Consider the following 15,039-nt stretch of genomic DNA (forward strand, 5'->3'; position numbering starts at 1 on the left):
TCCTCAGAGCATTCTCAGAACGACGGCCGCGGTGAGATGGTCGTGCCGCAGGCACGGCGCAGGCAACGGGAAGGAAGAAGATCGTGGTACAGGGGACGGGCAGCCCGGAGCGTACGCTCACCGAGGACGAGATCCGCCGGATCGTCCAGGACCTGGCGACCGGCGTGGACGTCGGCGGCCGGCACGTCGTCGTGATCATTCCGGACGGGACCCGGTCGGCGCCGATGCCCCTGATGCTCCGCCTGCTCCACGACGCGCTCGCCGGCCGTGCGGCCCGGATCGACGTCCTGGTCGCGCTCGGCACCCACCAGCCCATGGACGACGCCGCGCTCGACGCCCTCGTCGGCGCCACCGGGATCGGCCGGGACCGCCTGCTGCCGGAGATGACCGTCGTCAACCACGCCTGGTCCGACCCGGCGGCGTACGCGACCCTCGGCACGATCACCGCCGAGGAGGTCGGCGCGCTGAGCGGCGGGCGGCTCGACGCCCCCGTCGACGTGCGGATCAACCGCCTCGTCGTCGAGGCGGACCTCGTGATCGTGTGCGGACCGGTCTTCCCGCACGAGGTCGTCGGCTTCTCCGGCGGCAACAAGTACTTCTTCCCGGGCGTCGGCGGCCCGGAGGTGATCGACCTCTCGCACTGGCTCGGCGCCCTGATCACCAGTCATGACATCATCGGTACCCGCGGCATCACCCCCGTGCGGGCGATCATCGACCGCGCCGCCGCGATGATCCCGACGCCGAAGCTGTGCCTGGCCATGGTCGTACGCCCGGGCGGGACCGAACTGGCCGGCCTCTACGCCGGGACGCCCGAGGAGGCCTGGGCCGCGGCCGCCGGCCTGTCCGCCCGGGTCCACATCCGCCACGTCGACCGGCCGTACAAGAAGGTGCTGTCGATCATGCCGCGCCGGTACGCCGACATGTGGACGGCCGCCAAGGGGATGTACAAGGTCGAGCCGGTGATCGCCGACGGCGGCGAGGTGATCATCTACGCGCCGCACATCGACCGCTTCAGCGTGACGCACGGCGCGGTCCTCGCCGAGATCGGCTACCACACGCGCGACTACTTCCTCGCCCAGTGGGACCGGTTCCGCGACCGGCCGCTCGGCGTCCTGGCGCACAGCACGCACCTGCGCGGGCAGGGCACGTTCGAGGCGGGAGTGGAGCGGCCGCGGATCGACGTCACGCTCGCCACGGGCATCCCCGAGGACGTCTGCGCCGCCCACGGCCTCGGCTACCGGGACCCCGCCTCCATCGACGTCGACCGATGGATCGCGGACCCGGACCCGGACGTCCTGGTCGTCCCCGACGCAGGCGAGATCCTGTACCGCCTCCGCCCGGCGGACCGCCGGGCTTAAGACAAACGCGACCTGTCACAGAAACGTACGCTGCGCGGTCTCTGTCAGCGGGACTGGCCGTCGCGGCCGTCACCGCCCAGTTCGCGCACCACATCGCAGACGGGCGTGCCCGCGAGAGCGTCCTCGCCGCGTCCAACGGGGTCCGCGGAGCGCTGGAGAAGGCCGAGATCGGCCGCCCGCTCAGTCATCATCGCCGTACGACCTCACGGCGTCACCCGTCGCGATCTGCTACACCGTGGCCATCCCGACCGCGCAGTCCGGATCGGACGATGCCGCTCACCGGCGAACGCGGCGGAGACGGCGCGGCGGCAGGACACGAGGGCCGCTCCCTGTGACGGGGAACGGCCCTCGAAACCGCGCGGCCTACGGCGTGGTCAGCCGCATGGGCCCTGGTCGGCCCACACGTCGGCCTTTCCGGGCGTCTCGCCCTGGGTCCACCACCGGGCCTTCCACGTGTGCGACGCGTACGTGACCAGGTTCCCGCCGGTGTAGACCGCGGACGCGCTCCAGGCCGGCGCCGAGCAGGAACCGGGCGCGGGCGGGGTCGGCGTCGGGATCGGCACCGTGGGCGAGGCGCCGAACCTCGCCGTGTAGCGGGTGAAGTCCCAGGCCGACTGCGCCACGCTGGAGCAGGTTCCCGAGGTACGCCCGCCGTTGTCCGGAGGGCTGCACTGCCGGTCCCGGTTGACCGACCAGAAGGTGTACCGCGAGAGTTTGTGCGAGGTGACGTAGTCGAGCACGGCCTGGAAGTCGGACTGGGTGAAGATCTCACCGCTGTCGGACCGGCCGTTCATCATCGACACGCCCTCGTGCGCGTACGCGGTCACGGAGTCCCAGCCGAAGGTGCTCATCAGCGTGTTGTGGAAGCCCTCCAGCGCGCTGATCTGCGACGTGGACCCGTTGAAGCCCCCGTCGAAGGGCATGATCGCGTAGTTGGCGGGAGTGAATCCCTGGCTCTTTGACTCGGCCAGGAGCTGCTTGCCGAACCAGCCCGTGCCCTCACCGCCGGTCGTGCCGGCCGTCGTCACCGAGACGTACAGACCCGGGTTGTTCTGCTGCAGGATCTTCGCCGCGCCGATCTCATTGTGGATCGCCGCCGCGTTCTCGTACTCCGGCTCCTCCAGGTCGAGGTCGATCGCCTTCAGCGCGTACCTGCTGATCACCTGCTGGTACGCCGCGGCGGTCGATGCCGGATCAGCGCATGCCTGGCCGAGCTTGGTGCCGTTGTAGCCACCGGCCGACACGGTCACGTCGCCGTCCGCCGCACGGATGCCGTTGATGACCGACGCGGCCTGCGCGTCGGAGGTGAGTTCGTGGGTGCCGTCCCAGGTCGGCCGGCAGCCTCCGCCGTTCGGCGCGAGGATGAAGGCGAGCTGGAAGGTCTTCTGGCCGGTCGCGCTCATCACCGGCCCCAGGTCCGGCGGGTCGTTGTCGAACGGCATCACGTACGGCGCGGCGCCGTACCAGTTGCCGCCGAGTGCCGCGGCCGGGCTCGTGGCCGCGGCACTGACCCCGGTGACGGCCGCGGCCGTCCCAAGCGCCGCCGCCACCGCGGCGATCGCGGCGACGAGCCCTTGCCTGCGGCCGGGCATGCCCGTTCTCCATCGCATGTCGCTTCTCCTTCGGGGGTCGACGCACGGCCAGCGGCCGCACGTCTTGGCGGGGGATGGGAAGCTCAGCAATCTTTTAGGAAAGTTTCCAGTCTGGACTTGCCTCGGAGGATACTCGATGAACGCGTCCCCGGGGAGACCCTGATCGGCATTGAGGACCTCAGAGCCTGAGGCCGTCGGGAAGAACGGGCACCGGCCCTCTGCGATCAGCGCGGAGTGGGACGGCACGGCCCGCCCGTGAGCCGCCTCACCAGTCTCCCGGGCGGCCAGATCGGCGCGTAACCGTCAGAAGGGGCGCCAGGGGGTGCCGTCGCCAGAGGCCGTTTCGCCTCAGTAGAGATTTCCCGGCTGAGTAGACGACCCTCTGCGCGACGCCCCCACCCACGTCGCGCTTTCAGAGCATCGCCGAGCGGACATGCTCGTCCTGAGAGGCCGCGGTACGACCGGAGGGCCGGGGCGGGCGCGTCCACCATCACCGTCGCGCGAGCCGCCCGTCCGTCTCAGGCCGAACCGGACACCCGGTGGGTGCCCGCCTTCAGCGCGTGTCCCCTCAGGCGGCATTCGTGCCTGCTGAGGGGACGGCGTCCAACGCGACGGGGAGGCGGCGTCCCCCGGCTATTTGCACTTGATGGCGGCGCTGTACCACTTGTTCGTGTGGCCCTTGTACGTGTCCTGCCACCACGTCGCGACCGTCGCGTACCCCTTGGGACACTTGTATCCGGAGAAGGCGACCTTCTTCGCGCCGGAGCTCTTCTTCAGCGTCTTCAGCTTGCCCGGCGTCCCATCGGCCTTGTACGGCAGAACCCCCAGTGTGCCCTTGACCTTCTTGTCGTTGGTCATCCAGCTCTCGAGCTTGCCGCCGCCGATCCGCTTGATGCAGACGTAGAGCTTCTTCCGCGGCGGAAAATTCCGGCAGTACTTCTTCTGCACGACGACTACCGACGTTACCGGGGCGGCGGCCGCGGAGACGGCCGGAGCCTTCGTGCCCGTCTCAGCGGAGGCGACCGGAGCGGCGAGCCCCGCGATCGACGCGATGGCTCCGGCGGCGATGATCGTACGAACCACTGATTTCAATCTTCATCCGTTTTCTCTCGGGATGCGCTGTCAGTGGCAACGTAGTGATCCGCCCCGGCCCTGCGACAGGACTCCAAGACCCAACTTCCGGCGTCCTCGTTGGGCCCCAGGACCCATCCCCGACGCGAGAGGAGCCGAGCTATCGGGTCGCAGCGCCCGTCTCCCGGACCGCCCCTACACAGCGAAAAAGGGTCCCGGATGATCTCCGGAACCCTCTCTGACCTGCTCTCACACTGGGTGGGCGATACTGGGTTCGAACCAGTGACCTCTTCGGTGTGAACGAAGCGCTCTCCCACTGAGCTAATCGCCCCAGGCGGATCAGCCCGCCGCGGAAAAGACTAGCGCATCTCCCGCCCTCTTCGCGCATCGGCGATCAGAGCTTCGACGGGAGGTTTAGGCCGAAGGCGTGGAGGTAGGCCACGATCGCGGCGGCGACGATGACGCCGGCGCAGATGGCCAGGAGCTGGTTCCGGCGCCGTACCCGTGGGTCGAGGGCCTTCTCCTTCGCTTTGCTCGCCGTTTGCTTCGCGGAGGTGAGGGCACGTTGCGCCCAGGCGAACTCGGTCGCCAGGATGGCAAAGCCTACGAAGATCGCTGCCCATCCCGGGCCCGGCAGCGCCAGCATGGCGACACCCGCCGCGAGGACCGTGACGCCCACGGTGAACACGGCGAGCCGCCACATGTTGTTCAGCAGGGGACGGGCGCGGATGCGCTCCCGCCAGTCGCTCAGCGTCTCCCTCATGGGACCGACCCTAGGTCACTTCGCTTCCACGCAGGTCAGAGCGGGTATCTAGACCGGTGAGGTAGGTCACATGACGTACGGGGGGCGGAATGTTCTTAGGACTTTTGGCAGTTACGCGTCACAGAGCCAGGGGGACACCCGTTGGAGGGAGCGAGGTCCTCACCGAGAAACCCGCGATGCGGGACTGACGCCTGAAGGATGACCGATGAACAGCAGCAGCACCACTGCCTCCGCCGAGGTCGGCCTTCGGCTCCTCGTCCCGGACAGGACGATCATCCCGCTGCTTGCGACGTTGGACTACTCCGCTGATGACCCTTATGCGATACGTGTGGCGTTCCATGTGGGGAACGAGGCACCGGTGGAGTGGATCTTTGCTCGTGAGCTGCTGACCGTCGGCATTGTGCGCAAGGTCGGCAGGGGTGACGTGCGGGTGTGGCCGGCGGAGAAGAGCGGCGAGCGGATATTGAACCTGACGCTGTCATCGCCGTTCGGACGGGCACATTTCGAGGTACCGCTGACGCCCCTCACGGACTTCCTTGACCGGACGTATGAGATCGTTCCTGCCGGCCGGGAAGCTGACTTCATCGACATTGAAGCCGAACTGGACGACCTCCTCTGGCACATCTGAACCCCCGGCATTGACCGTACGGCCCCGCACCAGGCGCCTCCCAGCGCTGGCCCACACCCATGGTGCGGGGCCGTACGCCTGTCACGGGTCGAGGTCGGCGGCGCCGCGCTCGGCGAAGACCTCGATCGCCTTACGGGTGACGGGGCCCGGGGCGGCGGGGAAGACCTTGCCGTCGACGGCGCGGATCGGCTGGATGTCGCGGGTCGTGGAGGTGAGGAACGCCTCGTCGGCGGCGCCGAACTCCTCCAGCGGCAGGTCCTCCTCCTCACCGCCGCACCATTCCAGTACGAGCGCCCGGGTCACTCCCGCGAGGCAGCCGGAGGACAGCGGCGGGGTGGTCAGCCGCCCGTCGCGGACGACGAAGACGTTGGAGCCGGTGCCCTCGCAGAGGTTCCCGGCGAGATTCCCGAAGATCGCCTCCGCGCCGCCGTGCTCGTGGGCGTAGGCGAGGGCCTTGGCGTTGTCGCCGTACGAGGTGGTCTTGAGGCCGGAGAGGGCGCCGCGCTCGTTGCGCGGCCAGGGCACGACCGAGACGTCGGCGGCCGGCGGGAACGGCGTCTGCTCGGCGACCGCGACGATCGCCGTGGCGCCCTCCGCGCCGCGGTCGGAACCGAGCGGGCCGACGCCGCTGGTGTAGGTGATCCGGATGCGGGCCAGGTCCCACGACGGCGCCGCGGCCAGGACGGCCAGCGTGCCCCGGCGGATGGCGTCCAGGTCGGGCTCGGGCAGGCCGAGACCGGTCGCGGAGACGGCGAGCCGCCGCAGGTGGCGGGTCAGGGCGAAGGCCTCTCCGCGTACGGCCTTGACCGTCTCGAACACGCCGTCGCCGACGAGAATGCCGTGATCGAAGACCGACACCCGCGCGTTCTCCGGGGCGTGCAGTTCTCCGTTGATCCAGACCGGGACGTTCCCGGTCTGGGAGCTGAGCTCGACCACCGTGAAGCCACCTCTCCGTGCCGGGCGCCGCGGCCCGGTCCTCCCTGCTCGGCCGCCGGGCCCGAACACCCCCGGCCACCCCCACACTACGACCCGTGCGCGCCTGCTTCGAGCCAATAAACGCGGACGTCACGCGCCGGCCGTACGGCTCCGGCCGCCGCCGGGGAGGTCCCGTGGGAACGCCGGGAGCCGTCACCGCGTCGAACGACGACGGATCAACCCGGACCGACTCAGCGATCAGCCAGGAACCAGGCATTACCATCGACACGACTCATTCCCGCATCTCCAGCCGTCCCGATGAATAAGAGACTCAGATGAACGACCAGGTGCCCGGTTACCGCATCCTGGAGCGGGTGGGCGAGGGCGGGTTCAGCGTCGTCTACCGCGCCCTGCAGGAGCGTCTGAATCGCGTCGTCGCCTTGAAGGTGCTGTCCGTCGAGGACGTCGACGACGACACGATGCGCCGGTTCGAGCGCGAGTGCCAGATCACCGGACGGCTCACCGGCCACCCGAACGTCGTCACCGTCCTCGACACCGGCATGACGAGCGGCGGGCGTCCGTTCATCGCGATGGACTACTTCGAGCGGGGGTCGTTGCGGGACCGGCTGTCGCGCGAGGGGCCGCTCCCCCTGCAGGACGTCCTGCGGGCCGGCGTGAAGATCGCCGGCGCCCTGGCCGCCACGCATGAGGCCGGGGTGCTGCACCGCGACGTCAAGCCGCAGAACATCCTGGTCTCCAAGTACGGCGAGCCGGCGCTCGCGGACTTCGGCATCGCCCGGCTGGCCGGTTCGTCGGAGGTGACGCACACGACCGCGTTCACGCCGCACCACGCGGCGCCGGAGGTCGTCAACGGCGAGCAGCCGGGAGTGACCGCGGACGTCTACTCGCTGGCCTCGAGCATGTACCAGCTGCTGGCGGGCGGCCCGGCGTTCAAGTCGACGGGATCGTCCAACGGCATCGGCGCGCTGATGATGCGCATCCTCAACGAGCCCCCGCCCCCGATCCAGCGCCAGGACGTTCCGCAGCAGGTCTACGACGTCATCGCCAAGGCGATGGCGAAGACCCCGGCCCAGCGGTACCCCAGCGCTGTCGAGTTCGCGGGCCGGTTGCAGCAGTTGCAGGCCGAGCTCGGGCTTCCGGTGACGGAGCCGGCGGGCAGCGACTCGATCACGGCGCCGCCCGCCCCGACCCCGTACATCCCGGAGCAGGACCATTCCGGGCTGACCGGTCCCGGCTTCGAACTGCTGGCCCGGCAGTACGCTCCGCCGCACCTGCCGGCGGCGCATCCGGACGCCGCCGGCCCGGCGGCCGGCCCGGCGCCCGCCTCGCCGCCCGCGGCCGCTCCGAGGCCCGCGCCGCCCCGGGCGCCGGACGCCGGTCCCAGCCGCGCGCCGAGTGCCGGTGCCCCTCAGGCGGCGAGCAGCGGACCGGCCCGCACACCGGGCCCCGGCCCCACCGGCGCGTTCGACGCCGGTCGCGCCGGCGGACGGGGCGCCGGACCCGTCCAGGGTGCGGGGCAGCGCCCGCCGGTCCCCGTGCCGCGTCCCCGTGAGGCGACGCCGCGGACGCTGCCGGAGACCGCCGACCCCCTGGACCTGGCGCGCGTGGGCGGAGGCGACCGTAAGGGCCGTCCGGGCGCCGTCGTGGCCGGTGTGCTGGCCGGTGTGGTGGTGATAGCGGGCGCCGGCATCGGCGGGTTCCTGCTGTTCGGGAACACCGGAGACGGCACGAAGGACAAGCCGACACCGACGCCGACCGCGCCGCAGACGCACGCCTCGTCCGCTCCCGTGGCGGTCCCGTCTCAGGTGATGATCGCCGCGACCCCGCGCGACCTGCGCGCGACGGACAAGGGGCAGATCGTGGTCCTGCGCTGGAAGCTCGCCAAGAACAACAACTACCCGATCTGGGTGCAGCAGTCCGACGGCTCGCCCACCCAGGCCCCTCCGCAGGCGCTGCCACCGCGTTCCACGACGATGACCGTCTCCGGCCTGGACGCCCGGAAGGGGTACTGCTTCACGGTCGGCGCGCTGGTCGCTCTCGGGCAGAGCGACGGGCAGTCCGCGACGATCGCGTGGTCCAAGCCCAAGTGCATCCGGGGTGCCACGGCCCACTGACGTGTCGGCCGCGCCCGTCAGTGGTCAGCGCGGGCGCAGCGAGCGGGGGTGCAGGCGGCGGGCCAGGCGTCGCCGGAGGCCCGCCGTCCGCCGGACGAGCCGGCGGATCTCCTCCGTGTGCCGCCAGGCGGCCTCGGCCGTGTCCGGTCCGGGCGGCGTCGCGGCGTACCGTGACCGGTTCACGAGGTCGGCGAGGGGACGCAGGTGCGCTTCGGCCCCGGGGACCCGTTCGGCGCCGAAACCGGCCACCTCGTGGGCGGTCAGGGCGGTCACGGCGGGCAGGCCGACCGCGCCCAGCGCCTCGCGGGTCTGCTCCCAGGCCCCGGTGATCCGCGCGGCGGGGGTGGCGCCGCCGCGTCTGCGCCGGCGCCGCAGCACCGGGACGATGAGGACGCCGGCGAGGTACGCCGCCGGCAGGAGCGGGACCGCCGCCACCCCGTACACCCACGGCGGTGTCGGTGACGTCTTGTGGGCGGGCCGGGCCGGGGCCTTGGGCGCCGGCGCGCCGTGCTTGCCGGATCCGCCGTTGTCCTTCTTGTGGGCCGCCGCGCTCTTCTGCGCCGCCTCCAGTTTCTGCTGTGTCTCCCCCGCCGGCACCGAGTCCGGTTTCTTCGACGCTCCGGTCTCCTCGGGCGTGGGGAAGAACGGCACCCAGCCGATCTCGGCGAAGGCGACCTCGGGCCAGACGAGCACGTCGCCGGAGCGGACCTGCCAGGAGCCGTTCCCGCCGACGCCCGGCCGGAAGCCGACGACGACGCGCGCCGGGAGCCCGATCGAGCGCGCCAGGACGGCGTACGCGGTGGCGAACTGCTCGGAGGTGCCGCGTTTGGACGTGCCGAGGAAGTAGCGCAGCTGCGCGTACGTGTGGCCGGGCAGGCCGGTCACGTCGTACCTGGCGGCGGTGCGGAGGTAGTCCGCGAGCTTCGCGGCGCGCTGGAACGCCGTGTCCTGGTCCTTGGTGATCGCCTGGGCGAGGCGGCGGAACGCGGGTACCTCGGCGGTCTTCGCGGTGGTGCCAGGCGACTCCGGGAGGCCGGAGGCGGCCTGGGCCTCGGCGTCCCGGGCGGGCTGGGCGTCCGCGAGCCGGGCGGCGTCGTAGTCGGGCACCATCGAGGTGACGGTGTACGCCTGCCCGGACCGCAGCGGCCGCCCCGCGGTCAGCACGCCGCTGCCGGGGTCGGTCGCCACCGCCAGGCCCTGCACCGTCCGTGGCCGGTCGGCGGCGGGCACCCAGACGCCGGGCAGCTCCTGGACGGTGAACCGCTGGACGACGCGCGTGCGGTGGACGCGCGGGTCCTCCGGGATGCGGCTGCCGGCCGGTACGAACCGCGCGCCGGAGGTCCACGTGACGCCGTCGAAGCGGTCCAGGACGGCGAGGCGCCAGTCTTCGGGCGCGTCGGCGCGTACGGTGAACATCTGCTGGTCCGGGGTCTGCAGCCAGGCCGACACCCGGTCGAGGGGGCTGATGCTGTCCCGCTGCTGCGGCGGCGGGGCCTTGACCGTCGCCCGCGGGTCGTACGCCTCGCCCCTCATGGGCAGGTACGGTCCGACGGCCGCGCCGAGCAGCCCGATCGCGGCGGCGGCCGGGAGCCCGGCGATCAGCCACAGCGGCCGGCCGCCGCTCCGTACGATCGTGAGCGCGCCGACGAGCCCGGCGAGCCCGGCGGCGACGGGAAGGTTCGAGCCGGGGCCGTTGACGCCGAGGAGCAGGGCCACGCAGAAGACGGCCACCGCGGGCAGCGCCGGCGCCGCCTTCGTCTCGGTCCGCACGGCCAGTTCGGCCCCGCCGAAGGCCGCGAGCCAGACGAGCGCGTGCGGCAGGACGAGGAGCTCGGGCCGGCCGGGGGCGGGCAGCAGTGAGGTGAGTGTGCCCTTCCAGGAGTCGCGCAGCGCGCCGCCCACCACGGTGAAGTCGCCGTGGAACAGCGTCAGCCCGGCGATGAGCGTCCAGGCCGCCGCGGTGGCGAGCACCGAGATCCACAGCGGCCAGGTCCGGCGGCGCGGCCAGGACAGCAGCGCCACGAGCACCACCGGGGCGACGGCCGCGACCGTGATGACGGGCACGAGGTCCCCGAACGCGAACACCCGGTGGAACGCCAGGCCGCCGGCGCCGGCCAGCGCGATCACGATGACGAGCGCGGTGACGAGCCGTACGCGCAGGACCCGCCGGGGCGCGGGCGGCGCGTCCGTGGCCGGTTCCGGGGGCGCCGCCGCCGTCGTGGTCATCGCGTCGTGCCCTTCCACGCCGCCTGCAGCTCCGCCAGGCCGGAGATCTCGACCAGGGCGACGCCGGGCAGGCGCGGGCCGGGGGCGTCGGGCCGCACGCGTACGCACACCACGCGGTCGAACCGCCGGCGCAGCGTCCCGGCGCCGGCCACGTCTCCGTGCCCGCCCGTGACGAGCACGAGCGCCCCGCCCGCCCGTACGCGCCGCGCGACCTCGACCGCGCCGTGCGCGACGTCCGTACGGGACAGCCCGGCCAGCCGGTCGAGGATCTCCTCCACGTCGTGGGCGCCGCCGCGGGTCTCCACGAGCGGCCCGTCCGCGGTGAGGACGCGGACCGGGAAGTTCATGCGCGCCGCGCCGGCCGCCACGGACGCCGCCGCGTCCACGGCCAGCTCGAAGTCGTCCGCGTCGGCGTAGGCGGCCGCGGCCGTGTCGACGACGACCGTCGTCTGCGGCATGCTCGCGTCGACGAGCTGGCGGACCATGAGCGTGCCGGTACGGGCGCTCGACCGCCAGTGGATGTGGCGCAGGTCGTCGCCGACGACGTACTCGCGCAGCGCGTGGAACGTCACCGTGCCCGCCGGCGCGGTGTCCGACGTGGGCCCCTCCAGGTGGTGGTTCCGCCCGGAGGGCAGGAGCGGCAGGGCGACGGTGTGCGGGCGGACCAGGAGACTGCGCGGCTCGCCGTACTCCCGGACCCGCCGGGCCAGCCCGAACGGGTCGGCGCGGACCAGCCGCAGCGGTCCCACCGGGATCTGCCCGCGCCGGTCGGTGGGCAGCGGGTAGCGGACCGTCTCGGCCGTTCCCCGGCGCAACACGGGCACCCGGACCTCGATCCGCCCGCCGCCGCACGCGTCGTACGCCCGCATCCCCGCGCGGCGCACCCGGCCGGTGTTGGTGACGTGCAGGACGCCGGTGGCGGGCTCGCCGCGCGCGACGCGGTTCGGTGTGACCTCCCGTACGACGGTGAGGCGCGGCCGCGGCAGCGTCCACAGCACCGCCGTCACGACGGCGACGAAGCCGCCGACGGCGAGGGCGACCGGTTCCGGGTAGCCGAGCAGGGCACCGGCGGCGTACAGCACCGCCGAGGCCGCGGCGACCCCCCAGCCGACGGGCGTGAGCACCTCAGACCCCGGTGGACTGCGGCACCGGCACCTGCGACAGGGCCTCGGCGACGAGGTCCGTGGCGGTACGGCCGCGCAGCTCCGCCTCCGGCGTCAGCATGAGCCGGTGGGCGATGACGTGGGCCGCGAGGCCCTTCACGTCCTCGGGGACGGCGAAGGACCGGCCGGCCGCCGCGGCCCGCACGCGCACGGCCCGCAGCAGCGCGAGGCTCGCGCGGGGGCTGGCCCCCAGGCGGATGTCGGGATGCCCGCGCGTCATCGCGACGACCTGCACGAGGTAGTCGTAAAGCGGAGGCGCGACGTGGATACGGCCCGCGAAGTCGATCATGTTCTTGATGTCGGCCCCGCCGGCGACCTTCGGCAACTGGTCGATCAGCGGCCCGGTCGGCGTGCCGGCCAGCACGGCGACCTCCGAGGCGTGGTCGGGGTACCCCATCGAGATCTTCATGAGGAACCGGTCGAGCTGCGCCTCCGGCAGCGGGTACGTGCCGTCCATGTCGACCGGGTTCTGCGTCGCGATCACCATGAACGGCCGGGGCACCAGATGCGGCTGCCCGTCCACGGTCACCCGCCGTTCCTCCATGACCTCCAGCAGCGCCGACTGGGTCTTCGGCGAACCCCGGTTGATCTCGTCCGCGACCACGATGTTCGCGAAGATCGGCCCGGGATGGAACTCGAACCGGTTGTTCGACTGGTTGAAGATCGACACGCCGGTGACGTCGGACGGCAGCAGGTCGGGCGTGAACTGGATCCGCGTCCAGCGCGCGTCGACGCTCGCCGCGAGCGTACGGGCCAGGGTGGTCTTGCCGACTCCCGGCACGTCCTCCAGCAGCAGGTGCCCCTCACTGAGCAGGCACAGCAGCGCCAGCTCGACGTTCTCCCGCTTGCCGCGGATGACCCGCTCGATGTTGCCCGCCAGCGCCCCGAACAACTGCGCGAAGCGTCCAGCCAGGGCGTCCGCGTCGGACGCCCCGTGAATCTCGGCCGTCATCAGCCGGCACACTCCCAGATGGTCGGCCCGGCGAGCTCCTGCCACGGTGTGTGCGGCGTGTTCGGCAGATAACCGATCATGTACCCGACGTGCCCGTTGTGCGTGATGTGGTCGTACAGCTTGCCGCTGAACGCCGCCTTGCCGTTCGGGTGGTTGTACTGCGTCCCGATCTTCTGGCAGTCCACCTTCACCTTCTGGGTGTTAGCGTTCTTGATCTCCTCGACGAGAGTGCTCTTCGAGCTCGCCTGCGACCACACGTAGCTGACGTCGGTCGGGTTGCCGCCGTTGTGGATGCCGTACGTCCGCACCGGGCCCCTGAGCGCCCTGGTCGCGCTGCCGGTCTTGCCGCCGGCGCCGTTGGAGGCGGTCACCCGGATCGTGTACGAGCCGTTCTTCCAGATGCTCGGGATCGTCACCGACGTGCCGGAGATGCCGTCCTTGGTGTACGACTTCGGGCCCGTCACCTGGAGCCGGTAGGTCACGCCCTTGGCGTTCGGCGGAGCCTGCCAGCCGATCCTGGCGCCCTGCGCGGTGCCGGTGCCCGTGATGCCGCTCGGCGCGTCGGGCTGCGTGCAGGACAGAGTCGGGTCGGACTGGTCCGACTCGATCTCCGACTCGTGGTCGCCGTTCTGGTACGTCGCCGCGACCGCGAAGACGTACTCGGTGCCGCAGGTTCCGCCCCTCACGGTGAACGTGTAGTCCGGTCCGTCCGCGGGGATCCTGGCGGGCGTCGCGGTCAGGCCCGCGGGCAGGACGATCTTGTAGCCGGTCGCCTTCCCGCCGCCTCCAGGCTGGAAGTCCACCTTGATGCTCCCGTCCGGCTGCGCGGCCGCGCGCAGGTTGGTCGGCTTGTTCGGCGGCGTGACCTTGGGCGCCTCCGTCTTGGGCGGCGGCGGCGTCTTGGGCGGCTTGATCGACGGCTTGTGCGACCTCGGGCGGGGCGAGTGGGTCGGGATGCGCGGGACCGGAGGCGCCGACGTCGGCACCGGCGGCGCCGGCGCGTTCGAGGTCGGCTGGTTGTTGTCCTGGTTGTTGTCCTGGCCCTGGTCGTCGCCCTTCGGGATCGGGTTCTCAGGGCCGCCGGGCACCTTACCGGTGTACTTCTGCACCGGCTTGTGCGCGCCGGACCCGTCGACCACCACGGCCTTGGGGCTGTCAGGGTTGTTCACCCAGAGCAGGCCGTCCTTGACGAACGCCTCCAGCGGACCGGGCCGCCCGCTGACCGGCACCTGCGAGGCCATCCGGTTCGTCGCCGAGTCGTACACGAGGAGGCTGCCCGAGCTCTGGTCCGGGATGTAGACCCGCTGGCCGAGGACCTGCGGGGTCATGAGCTTGTGCTCCGGCAGCTGCAGCGAGACGCTGCTCACCGACCCGCTGCCCGCGTTGATCACGATCAGCGACTTGCCGGCCAGCAGCGGGACGAGCTGCCCCTCCGTGCTGGTCGGCGGCGCGGTGACGTGGCCCTTGCCGAGCTGCGCCACGATCGAGGGCAGCTTGACCTTCACCCGGATGCCCCCGTCGCCGAGGACGAGGCTCTCCGCCGTGGTGAAGTCCGTGACGACGGCGGCCCCGCCCGCGATCGTCAGCGCGAGGTCGTCACCGGCCCGCCCGACCCCGACCGGCTGCCCCGGCCGGCCGCTCAGCACCGAGGCCGCCTGCCCGTTGGTGGGCACCGGCACCCACAGCGTCGACTTCGCGTCGATGGCGGCCGCGCCGAGGGGCCCGGTCAGGCTGACCGGGTCGCCGGCCGTGGCCAGCGTCATCGGGTCCAGGCGCTGCACGTTGCCCTTCATCTGGTCGAGCGCGTACGCGGCGCCGGACCCGGACACGACCTGCATGCCGGCGGCACCGCGGTACGAGACGCCCTGGACGACGTTGAGATGCGCGGGATCGACGCGGCTGACCACGCCGGTCGTCTCGTCGACGATGAGGACGACGCCGCCCTGCTGGATCACCCGCATCGTGTGACCGGCCGTACCCGACAGGGTCACCTTGCCGTCGACCTTGCCCGACAGGCCGTTGACGTGGACGAGCTCGCCCTTCTTGGAGGACGTCAGCCAGCCGCCGACATCGGCGAGGTGGTACTTCGCACTGGCCATCCCGACACCGAAGACCACCGCGGCCGCGCACAACACCCCGACCGCGCCGATCGCGATCAACCCGGTCAGTCGATCACGACGGAAGAATCTGCGCTCCCCGCTCACCGCTTCGTCACCCCTCCGCGCCTGATCGTCGC

12 protein-coding genes and 1 tRNA gene are annotated in these 15,039 nt (G+C 71.9%); 3 read left to right on the forward strand and 10 right to left on the reverse strand.

Annotated features, from left to right (window positions below; all coding sequences use genetic code 11):
* The first annotated feature begins 83 nt into the window (after positions 1–83).
* Complete coding sequence (locus tag NE235_RS06760; protein WP_252800082.1) at positions 84–1,358, forward strand: lactate racemase domain-containing protein; 1,275 nt, start codon at positions 84–86, stop codon at positions 1,356–1,358.
* 44 nt (positions 1,359–1,402) lie between these two features.
* Here the strand turns inward: NE235_RS06760 and NE235_RS06765 are convergent, their stop codons facing one another.
* The 5 genes from NE235_RS06765 to NE235_RS06785 all read right to left on the reverse strand — a co-directional run bounded on the left by NE235_RS06765 (position 1,403) and on the right by NE235_RS06785 (position 4,784).
* On the reverse strand, positions 1,403–1,549 hold the full coding sequence (locus tag NE235_RS06765; protein WP_252800083.1) for a hypothetical protein: 147 nt from the start codon (positions 1,547–1,549) through the stop codon (positions 1,403–1,405).
* Positions 1,550–1,732: 183 nt separating this feature from the next.
* A complete protein-coding gene (locus NE235_RS06770; RefSeq protein ID WP_252800084.1) occupies positions 1,733–2,968 on the reverse strand; it encodes a carbohydrate-binding protein in 1,236 nt (411 codons plus the stop codon).
* 615 nt (positions 2,969–3,583) lie between these two features.
* Complete coding sequence (locus NE235_RS06775; protein ID WP_252800085.1) at positions 3,584–4,033, reverse strand: hypothetical protein; 450 nt, start codon at positions 4,031–4,033, stop codon at positions 3,584–3,586.
* Between the two features lie 247 nt (positions 4,034–4,280).
* Positions 4,281–4,352 (reverse strand) — tRNA-Val (locus tag NE235_RS06780).
* A 63-nt stretch (positions 4,353–4,415) separates the two neighbouring features.
* A complete protein-coding gene (locus NE235_RS06785; RefSeq protein WP_252800086.1) occupies positions 4,416–4,784 on the reverse strand; it encodes a TIGR02611 family protein in 369 nt (122 codons plus the stop codon).
* 205 nt (positions 4,785–4,989) lie between these two features.
* Between NE235_RS06785 and NE235_RS06790 the strand changes: the two genes are divergently transcribed.
* A complete protein-coding gene (locus NE235_RS06790) occupies positions 4,990–5,412 on the forward strand; it encodes an SsgA family sporulation/cell division regulator (protein ID WP_252783169.1) in 423 nt (140 codons plus the stop codon).
* Positions 5,413–5,493: 81 nt separating this feature from the next.
* On the opposite strand, the gene NE235_RS06795 is transcribed toward NE235_RS06790, so the two are convergent.
* A complete protein-coding gene (locus NE235_RS06795; protein ID WP_252800087.1) occupies positions 5,494–6,348 on the reverse strand; it encodes an aminotransferase class IV in 855 nt (284 codons plus the stop codon).
* Between the two features lie 314 nt (positions 6,349–6,662).
* Between NE235_RS06795 and NE235_RS37205 the strand changes: the two genes are divergently transcribed.
* Positions 6,663–8,462, forward strand: coding sequence for a serine/threonine-protein kinase (locus NE235_RS37205; RefSeq protein ID WP_289848282.1), 1,800 nt, complete (start codon positions 6,663–6,665; stop codon positions 8,460–8,462).
* A 24-nt stretch (positions 8,463–8,486) separates the two neighbouring features.
* Here NE235_RS37205 and NE235_RS06805 read toward each other — a convergent pair whose 3' ends face one another.
* The 4 genes from NE235_RS06805 to NE235_RS06820 are packed head-to-tail and all read right to left on the reverse strand — an operon-like array spanning position 8,487 to position 14,962.
* A complete protein-coding gene (locus NE235_RS06805) occupies positions 8,487–10,706 on the reverse strand; it encodes a DUF3488 and transglutaminase-like domain-containing protein (protein WP_252800088.1) in 2,220 nt (739 codons plus the stop codon).
* The gene (locus NE235_RS06810; protein ID WP_252800089.1) at positions 10,685–11,812 is read right to left on the reverse strand and encodes a DUF58 domain-containing protein; all 1,128 of its coding nucleotides are present in this window, start codon (positions 11,810–11,812) and stop codon (positions 10,685–10,687) included. The genes NE235_RS06805 and NE235_RS06810 overlap by 22 nt, the downstream gene beginning before the upstream one ends.
* Before the next feature lies 1 nt (position 11,813).
* Positions 11,814–12,803 (reverse strand): AAA family ATPase, encoded by a 990-nt coding sequence (locus tag NE235_RS06815; RefSeq protein WP_252800090.1) that lies wholly within the window; start codon positions 12,801–12,803, stop codon positions 11,814–11,816.
* The gene (locus NE235_RS06820) at positions 12,803–14,962 is read right to left on the reverse strand and encodes a fibronectin type III domain-containing protein (RefSeq protein WP_252800091.1); all 2,160 of its coding nucleotides are present in this window, start codon (positions 14,960–14,962) and stop codon (positions 12,803–12,805) included. Before NE235_RS06820 ends, NE235_RS06815 begins: the two co-directional genes overlap by 1 nt.
* Between the last annotated feature and the right edge of the window lie 77 nt (positions 14,963–15,039).

Origin of the sequence: Actinoallomurus spadix, from assembly GCF_024055725.1 — a bacterium.
In the GTDB taxonomy this organism is placed as follows: Bacteria; Actinomycetota; Actinomycetes; order Streptosporangiales; family Streptosporangiaceae; genus Actinoallomurus; species Actinoallomurus spadix.

Excerpts from the sequence above, each read along its gene's own strand:
- NE235_RS06765 (WP_252800083.1), bottom strand. The coding sequence starts at position 1,549 with ATGATGACTGAGCGGGCGGCCGATCTCGGCCTTCTCCAGCGCTCCGCG.
- NE235_RS06770 (WP_252800084.1), bottom strand. The coding sequence starts at position 2,968 with ATGCGATGGAGAACGGGCATGCCCGGCCGCAGGCAAGGGCTCGTCGCC.
- NE235_RS06785 (WP_252800086.1), bottom strand. The coding sequence starts at position 4,784 with ATGAGGGAGACGCTGAGCGACTGGCGGGAGCGCATCCGCGCCCGTCCC.
- NE235_RS06790 (WP_252783169.1), top strand. The coding sequence starts at position 4,990 with ATGAACAGCAGCAGCACCACTGCCTCCGCCGAGGTCGGCCTTCGGCTC.
- NE235_RS37205 (WP_289848282.1), top strand. The coding sequence starts at position 6,663 with ATGAACGACCAGGTGCCCGGTTACCGCATCCTGGAGCGGGTGGGCGAG.
- NE235_RS06815 (WP_252800090.1), bottom strand. The coding sequence starts at position 12,803 with ATGACGGCCGAGATTCACGGGGCGTCCGACGCGGACGCCCTGGCTGGA.